Genomic DNA, 7,154 nt, shown 5'->3' with positions numbered 1-7,154 from the left:
GGGCTCGCAACACCGGCTCACTCCTCGCGCTCACGAGCGCCACCTCAGTTCGCGACTGCGGGGCTCGCAACACCGGCTCACTCCTCGCGCTCACGAGCGCCACCTCAGTTCGCGACTGCGGGGCTCGCAACACCGGCTCACTCCTCGCGCTCACGGTGCACACTCCACGATGACCTCCAGGGCCCGCTCGAAGTCCCGCCGGGGCACCCCCGCGCTGATGGTGAGGCGCAGCCGGGACCGGCTGTCCGGGGTGGACGGCGGGCGGAAGCAGCCGACGGCCACCCCCCGGTCGCGGCAGTCGGCCGCCCACGCGGTCGCGGCCTCGGGCCCCGGCGCGGTGACCGAGACGACCGCGCCGTCGGGATCGGAGACGGCCAGGCCGGCGGCGGTCAGCCGGCGTACCGCGAGGGCGGCCCGCTCGGCCAACTCCGCGCGCAGGTCGTCGCCGGCGCGGGCCAGCCCGACGGCGGCGTGGACGCCGGCGGCGACCGCCGGGGGCAGCGCGGTGTCGAAGATGAACGTCCGCCCGGTCTCGACCACGTGCCGCACGAGCGCGGCCGGCCCGGCGACCACGCCGCCCGCGCCGCCGAGCGCCTTGGACAGGGTCGCGGTGACCACCACGTCGGGCTGGCCGGCGAGACCGGCGGCGGCGACGCCCCCGGCGCCCGCCGGGCCGGTCACCCCGAGCGCGTGCGCGTCGTCGACGAGCAGTATCGCGCCGTGCTTCCGGGCGACGGCGTGCAGCCGGGCCAGCGGGGCGAGGTCGCCGTCGACGGAGAAGACCGACTCGGTGACGACCACCGCCGGCCGGCCCGGCGCGGCGGCGAGCGCGGCGGCCACCGCCGCCACGTCGGCGTGCGGCGTCACCACGGTCTCCGCGCCGGAGATCCGGCAGCCGTCGATCAGCGACGCGTGGTTGTGGGCGTCGGAGACCAGGAGCGTACGCGGTCGCACGAGCGCCCGGACCGCCCCGAGGTTGGCCAGGTAGCCGGACGAGAAGACCAGCGCCCGGTCGGTGCCGAGCCAGTCGGCGAGGGCGTCCTCGAGCGCGTGGTGGGCGTCGGTGGAGCCACGCACCAGCCGCGACCCGGTGGCCCCCAGCCCGTACGCGGACAGCGCCCGCGCCGCCGCGGCGGTGACCTCGGGGTGGGTGGCCAGGCCGAGATAGTCGTTGCCGGCCAGGTCGACCACGGCGTCGCCGGCGGCCCGGGGCAGCAGCGTGCGGGTCAGCCCCGCCTTCGCGCGCAGCTCGGCGCGGCGGTCGAGCGCCGCCAGCCAGTCCGCCACCGTCACCCCCACGCCGCCCGGGCCGCTCGTCGTCGGCTGCTTCCGCCGGGCGAAATTACCACCCGCCGGACCTGGCCCGGCGCGTCCACCCCGGCGCCGCCGGCCCGGCACGCTGGCCGTTTCTCCCGGCCGGGCGGCCTTGTAGGGTACGAGCCATGCCAGAGATCCTCGACCAGGCCCGAACCCAGGTGCTGGAGAACGGCGTCGGTCTCGACGAGGCCGGCGTCCTCGCCGTGCTGAACCTGCCCGACGAGCACCTGCCCGCCGCGCTCCAGCTCGCCCACGAGGTGCGGATGCGCTGGTGCGGCCCCGAGGTGGAGGTCGAGGGGATCGTCTCGCTGAAGACCGGCGGCTGCCCGGAGGACTGCCACTTCTGCTCGCAGTCCGGCCTGTTCACCTCGCCGGTGCGCTCGGTCTGGCTGGACATCCCGTCGCTGGTCGAGGCGGCCAGGCAGACGGCCGCGACCGGGGCGACGGAGTTCTGCATCGTGGCCGCCGTGCGCGGCCCGGACGCCCGGCTGATGAAGCAGATGCGCGAGGGCGTCGCCGCGATCAAGGCCGAGGTCGACATCCAGGTGGCCGCGTCCCTGGGCATGCTCAGCCAGGAGCAGGTCGACGAGCTGGTCGACATGGGCGTGCACCGCTACAACCACAACCTGGAGACCTGCCGCTCCTACTTCCCGAACGTGGTCACCACGCACTCCTGGGAGGAGCGCTGGGAGACGCTGCGGATGGTCCGCGAGTCCGGCATGGAGGTCTGCTGCGGCGGCATCCTCGGCCTCGGCGAGACGGTGGAGCAGCGGGCCGAGTTCGCCGCGCAGCTCGCCGAGCTGGACCCGCACGAGGTCCCGCTGAACTTCCTCAACCCCCGGCCCGGCACCCCGCTCGGCGACCGGCCGGTGGTGGAGGGCAAGGACGCGCTGCGCGCCATCGCCGCCTTCCGGCTCGCGATGCCGCGCACCATCCTGCGGTACGCGGGCGGCCGCGAGATCACCCTCGGTGACCTGGGCACGCGCGACGGCCTGCTGGGCGGCATCAACGCGGTGATCGTCGGCAACTACCTGACCACCCTGGGCCGGCCGGCGACCGCGGATCTCGAGCTGCTCGACGACCTGAAGATGCCGGTCAAGGCGCTCTCCGCGACGCTGTGAGCGCCCGGTGACGACGAGCGACGCGGTGGGCGCCCCGGTGACGACGGGCGACGCGGTGCCGGCGGCGGGCGGCGGGGTGACCGCCGGCCCGTGGTGCGACCGGTGCGGCGAGCCGGCCGACGCCGGTGCCCACGCGGCCTGCCGGGCGGCGCGCGAGTTGGAGCCACCGCGGTACTGCGCGCGCTGCCGCCGCCGGATGAAGGTGCAGGTGCTGCCGGTCGGCTGGGCGGCGGTCTGCGTCGAGCACGGCGAGATCCGGGGCTGAGGGGATGCTGCGGGGCAAGGCGGTCACGCTGCGTCCGGCCACCGCGGCCGACGTGCCGGCGCTCGCCGCGATCCGCGCCACCCCGCAGGTCCGGCGCTGGTGGCGCGGCGGCGACGACCTCGCCGCGGCCGTGCGGGCCGACCTGGCCGACGACGACCTGTCGGTGTACGCGATCGAGCACGACGGCCGGGTGGTCGGCGCCATCCAGTGGTACGCCGAGGACGACCCCGACTACCGGCACGCCAGCCTGGACGTCTTCCTCGACCCGTCGGTGCACGGCCGGGGGCTCGGGCCGGACGCGATCCGCACCCTGGTCCGGCACCTGGTCGAGGCGCACGGGCACCACCGGTTCACCATCGACCCGGCGGCGGCGAACACCCCGGCCGTGCGCAGCTACGCCAGGGTCGGCTTCCGTCCCGTGGGCGTGCTGCGCCGCTACGAGCGCGGCGAGGACGGCCGCTGGCACGACGGGCTGCTGATGGACCTGCTCGCCGACGAGCTCACCGACTGACCGCCCGGCGCCGGCGCCACCACAGCACCGCCCCGGCGACCCCGCCGACCGCCAGCAGCACCAGCACGGCCGGCAGCAGGACGAGCGGCCGGGCCGGGAACGGACGCGGGTCGGGGGCCGTGGCGCCGAACCGGCCTGCCTCCATCAGGTGGCGCGCCACGTCCATCGCCCGCACGCCGTCGGGCGGGTCGAGCAGCACCTGGACGCGCCCGTCGGGGCGCAGCGACACGAGCTGGACGTGGCCGGTCTCCCGGTAGCCGGTGTCGTCCCAGTCGTCGGTCTCCCCCATGGTCACGCCGGGCTCCCGGACGTACCTGAGCGCGACCAGGGCGAGGCCGTTGCGCCAGCCCAGCGCGCGCAGGGCCTGCCCTTCGGCCGGGGGCAGGGCGGGACCGCTGCCGTCCCGGCCGGTCGCCGCGTCGACGTAGCCGGTCCGCCACGTGCGGGCGGCCCGCTGGTCGGCGTCGCACCCGCTCCGGCAGCCGTCGAGACGGAAGACGGCCACCGCCGAGCCGTCGGGGGTGAACGCGCCGACCCCGGCGAGCCGCGCGTCCGGCCCCAGCTCGCGGGACCAGGCGACCGCGCCGGAGCGGTCCAGCATGGTCAGCTCGCCGCCGGCGTCGACGGCGATCCGGGTGCCGTCCGGGGAGAACGCGGCCAGCGACCCGGTACGCAGGTCCCACCGGTTGCCGAGTTCGCCCCCCAACCGGCGGGCGGCGCCGGTGGCCAGGTCCAGCAGGAGCAGCCGGCTGGGGTGCACCCCGTCGCCGTCGGCGTCGGCGTCGGCGTCGGCGTGGTACAGCACGAGCAGGGCGTCGCCGCCCGGGGCCCAGGCGACCGGGGTGGTGCAGCAGGTGCTGTCCGCCCCGCCGGCGAAGGCCCGCCGGTCGCCGGTGGTGAGGTCGGTGACGTGGATCCACCCGTCGGCGGAACCGTCCGCGACGTACCGGCTGTCCGGAGAGAGCAGCACGTCGATCCCGGCGCTGCGCTCGGCGCCGCCGTAGAGCAGCATGCGGTACTTCCCGCCCATGCCGAGCACCGCCACCTTGCCCTCGTGGTCGATCCCGTCGATGCCACGCAGGCCTGGGTCCGGTGGGACAGTTTCTCAGCCGTCCCAGACGAGGTCGCCGCCGTCGAGCCGGCGGGCGCCGGCGGCGGGCCGGTGCGGGGCGAGCCGTCCGTCGGGCATCAGGTGGACCGCCGGCACGCCGCGCCCCAGCGCGGCCACGTCGGCGATCAGCCGCCGGTGGCAACGCCACCAGACGCTCTCGCTGCACATCACCGCCGTGGTCCGGGCCGCCGCGTCGGCGAGCACCGCGTCCAGCGCCGCCCGGAAGTCGGCGGTACGGGTGTACGCCGCGTACGCCCGGAAGGCGGCGACGGTCCACCAGCTGTCCGGCTCGGCGGTGCCGGCCGGGGTGTGCCGCCGCCCGCCGAGGCGCTGCTCCCAGCGGTAGTCGATCCCGGCCGCCGGTAGCCAGCGCGCCAACTCCTCCCGGCGGACGTCGGGGTTGGTGCGGCTCGCGGGGAACCGCCGCACGTCCACGACGAGGGCGATCCCGGCGCCGGCGAGCAGTTCGCCCAGCCGGGTCCGGTCCGCCGCCCCGTGCCCCACCGTCAGCAGTTCCACGTGGAGGGGATGCCCCGAATCCTGGACAGTTACCGTCCTCGGGAAACGGAAGCTGTCCAAGATCCGCGGGCCGGACGGTCGGGGATCCGGCGGCGCGGGGCCGGAAGGGGGGCGATGGTGGGACGGATGTGGCCCATCCTTCCCGCCGACGAGGCCGACGCGCTCGACTGGCTGGCGTTCGACCAGGCCGGCGTCGTCACCACCGCCCAGGCGACCCGGCTGCTGACCGAGGGCACCGTACGCGGACACGTCCGCTCCGGGCGCTGGCGCTCGATCTGCCGGGGCGTCCTGCTCACCGGCAACGGCCGGCTGACCCGGGACCAGCAGTTGTGGGTGGCCGTGCTCGCCACGGGTCCCGGGGCCGTGCTGGCCGGCGCGACGGCTGCCGCCGAGGCGGGCGTACGCGGGCTGCGGCCTGATCCTCTGCACGTGCTCGTGCCGGCGCACCGGCGGGCGGGCCGCACCGTGCTGGGCCGGCTGCCGATCGACATGCCGGCGGTCGTCGTGCACCGCACGTCGGTGCTGCCGGTGGCGCATCTCCAGCGCGCCCGTCCGCCGCGTACCTGCACCGCCCGGGCACTGGTGGACGCGGCCGGCTGGGCCCGTACGGTCGATCAGGCGCAGGCGACGCTGGCGGCGGGCTGTCAGCAGCGACGGGTCACGCCGGAGGAACTGTCGGCCGTGGTGGAGGCGCTGCCCCGAGCCCGTCGGCGGGCTTTGATCCGGCAGACCGTGGCCGACATCTCCGGCGGCGCGGAGGCGCTCTCGGAGCTCGACTTCGTCCGGCTCTGCCGCCGCCACGGCCTGCCCGCGCCCGGTCTCCAGCAGCGGCGCGCCGACGCCTCCGGGCGCACCCGGTGGCTCGACGCGTACTGGCGGGAGTGGGGGCTGCACGTGGAGATCGACGGGGCGCACCACATGGACGTCCGGCACTGGGCGGCCGACATGAAGCGCCAGAACGACGTCTGGACCTCCGGGGACCGCATTCTCCGCTTCCCGGCGTGGCTGGTCCGCGCCCGCCCCGACGAGGTCGCCGAGTCCCTCCGCCGTGCCCTCATCGCCGCCGGCTGGCGACCCACGAAGTAAATCTTGGACAGTTCCCGCACTTCGCGAACGGGTACTGTCCAAGATCCGCGTGACCGGCGAGCGTCAGGGGACGGCGGGGTGCCGTGAGAGCCCGGCGGGCTGCGGGCTGGGCGGTGTGGGGTCGTGTGAGAGCCCCGGCGGGCCGGGGCCCGGGGTGGTGTGGGTGCCGTGACGGGCGGCCAGGAGGGACCGGTCCCGGCGCGGGCGCCGGGAGGGAGCGTCGGCGGGGCCGAACGCGTTACGTCGACACGCCTGCGAAGAGTGAGAAATCCCGACGCCGAGCCGCTCTATCCTGCCACGTCGCCGCTGCTCAGGCCGATCGACCGATGTCCACGACCGTCACGCATTGTGCGATCATGTGCTGTCCCCTCGATCAACTCCAGAGGAGTCCTCATGGCACACCGTCGGCGCGTGGTGCGCGCTGCCGTTTCCACCGTCGCCACCACGGCCTGTCTCGCGCTCGCCACCCCCGCCTGGGCCAGCAGCACGGCCCCGCTCCACCCGGACCACAAGGGCTCGACGGCGGCCGCCTTCCAGCAGGAGTGCGACGACGAGCGCTTCGACGACCTCGCGGCCGGCCAGGACGGGTGGCACTTCGTGCTTCCCGGCGGCGGGAAGTCCGGGAGCTTCGAGAGCATCACCCTGACCTTCGACAACGGCACCGGCCCGGTGACCGTGAAGGTGCCGGACGCCTCCGACGCCTACCCCGACTACTTCTACTCCGCGGGCGGCCGGGTCATCCACGCCTACGTGTTCACGCCGGCCGGATGGACCCTGGTCGACGGCACCGCCACGATCAGCGGCGAGGCCGACAAGTTCAACCTGAGCCACACCTGCGCCGGCACCGCCCCGACGCAGTCGCCGTCCCCCAGCCCGTCGGTGCCGACCTCCCCGTCGCCGTCCACCTCGGTGTCGCCCTCGACGTCGGTGTCCCCGTCGGAGTCCACCTCCCCGAGCGGGTCCGTCTCGCCGTCGGAGTCGGTCTCCCCGTCGGGCTCCGTCACGCCGTCGGAGAGCACCGGCGGCAGCGGTGGCGGCAACGACGACGAGAACGAGGGCGGCCTGCCGCTGACCGGCGTGGCGACGACCAGCATCGCGCTGGGCGGCCTCGTCCTGATCGGCGGCGGCGCGCTGCTGATGCTGCGCCGCCGGCGCGACAACATCACCTTCACCAGCTGATCCCACCCAGCACCCGACCGGCCGCCGGACACCTCGTCCGGCGGC

General features: G+C 75.7%; 8 protein-coding genes. 5 read left to right on the top strand and 3 right to left on the bottom strand.

Annotated features, from left to right (window positions below):
• Nucleotides 1-150: 150 nt before the first annotated feature.
• Nucleotides 151-1,287 carry an 8-amino-7-oxononanoate synthase gene (locus AB0L34_RS29495; RefSeq protein WP_363708405.1) on the bottom strand — a complete coding sequence of 379 codons (1,137 nt, stop codon included), beginning with the start codon at nucleotides 1,285-1,287 and terminating at the stop codon, nucleotides 151-153.
• Nucleotides 1,288-1,442: 155 nt separating this feature from the next.
• Between AB0L34_RS29495 and bioB the strand changes: the two genes are divergently transcribed.
• Genes bioB through AB0L34_RS29480 form a run of 3 tightly spaced genes read left to right on the top strand, consistent with a single transcriptional unit; the run spans nucleotide 1,443 to nucleotide 3,214 of the window.
• Complete coding sequence (bioB, locus tag AB0L34_RS29490; RefSeq protein ID WP_350711677.1) at nucleotides 1,443-2,438, top strand: biotin synthase BioB; 996 nt, start codon at nucleotides 1,443-1,445, stop codon at nucleotides 2,436-2,438.
• A 37-nt stretch (nucleotides 2,439-2,475) separates the two neighbouring features.
• Entirely contained in the window at nucleotides 2,476-2,703 is a 228-nt protein-coding gene (locus AB0L34_RS29485; RefSeq protein ID WP_363708411.1) for a hypothetical protein, read from the top strand.
• 4 nt (nucleotides 2,704-2,707) lie between these two features.
• Complete coding sequence (locus AB0L34_RS29480; protein ID WP_350711675.1) at nucleotides 2,708-3,214, top strand: GNAT family protein; 507 nt, start codon at nucleotides 2,708-2,710, stop codon at nucleotides 3,212-3,214.
• Here the strand turns inward: AB0L34_RS29480 and AB0L34_RS29475 are convergent.
• Together AB0L34_RS29475 and AB0L34_RS29470 are read right to left on the bottom strand one after the other, a co-directional pair.
• Nucleotides 3,204-4,244: a WD40 repeat domain-containing protein gene (locus tag AB0L34_RS29475; protein WP_363708402.1), complete on the bottom strand. Its 1,041-nt coding sequence runs from the start codon at nucleotides 4,242-4,244 to the stop codon at nucleotides 3,204-3,206. The genes AB0L34_RS29480 and AB0L34_RS29475 overlap by 11 nt on opposite strands.
• A 75-nt stretch (nucleotides 4,245-4,319) precedes the next feature.
• Nucleotides 4,320-4,844 (bottom strand): DUF488 domain-containing protein, encoded by a 525-nt coding sequence (locus tag AB0L34_RS29470; protein ID WP_363708401.1) that lies wholly within the window; start codon nucleotides 4,842-4,844, stop codon nucleotides 4,320-4,322.
• A gap of 126 nt (nucleotides 4,845-4,970) precedes the next feature.
• Here AB0L34_RS29470 and AB0L34_RS29465 point away from each other — a divergent pair, with 126 nt between their 5' ends.
• Both AB0L34_RS29465 and AB0L34_RS29460 read left to right on the top strand, forming a co-directional pair.
• Complete coding sequence (locus AB0L34_RS29465) at nucleotides 4,971-5,930, top strand: hypothetical protein (protein WP_363708399.1); 960 nt, start codon at nucleotides 4,971-4,973, stop codon at nucleotides 5,928-5,930.
• A gap of 393 nt (nucleotides 5,931-6,323) precedes the next feature.
• On the top strand, nucleotides 6,324-7,109 hold the full coding sequence (locus tag AB0L34_RS29460) for an LPXTG cell wall anchor domain-containing protein (RefSeq protein ID WP_363708397.1): 786 nt from the start codon (nucleotides 6,324-6,326) through the stop codon (nucleotides 7,107-7,109).
• Nucleotides 7,110-7,154 lie beyond the last annotated feature (45 nt).

Origin of the sequence: Micromonospora sp. NPDC052213 (genome assembly GCF_040679695.1) — a bacterium.
Lineage (GTDB): Bacteria > Actinomycetota > Actinomycetes > Mycobacteriales > Micromonosporaceae > Micromonospora.
This window is presented reverse-complemented; position numbering and strand designations above follow the sequence as displayed.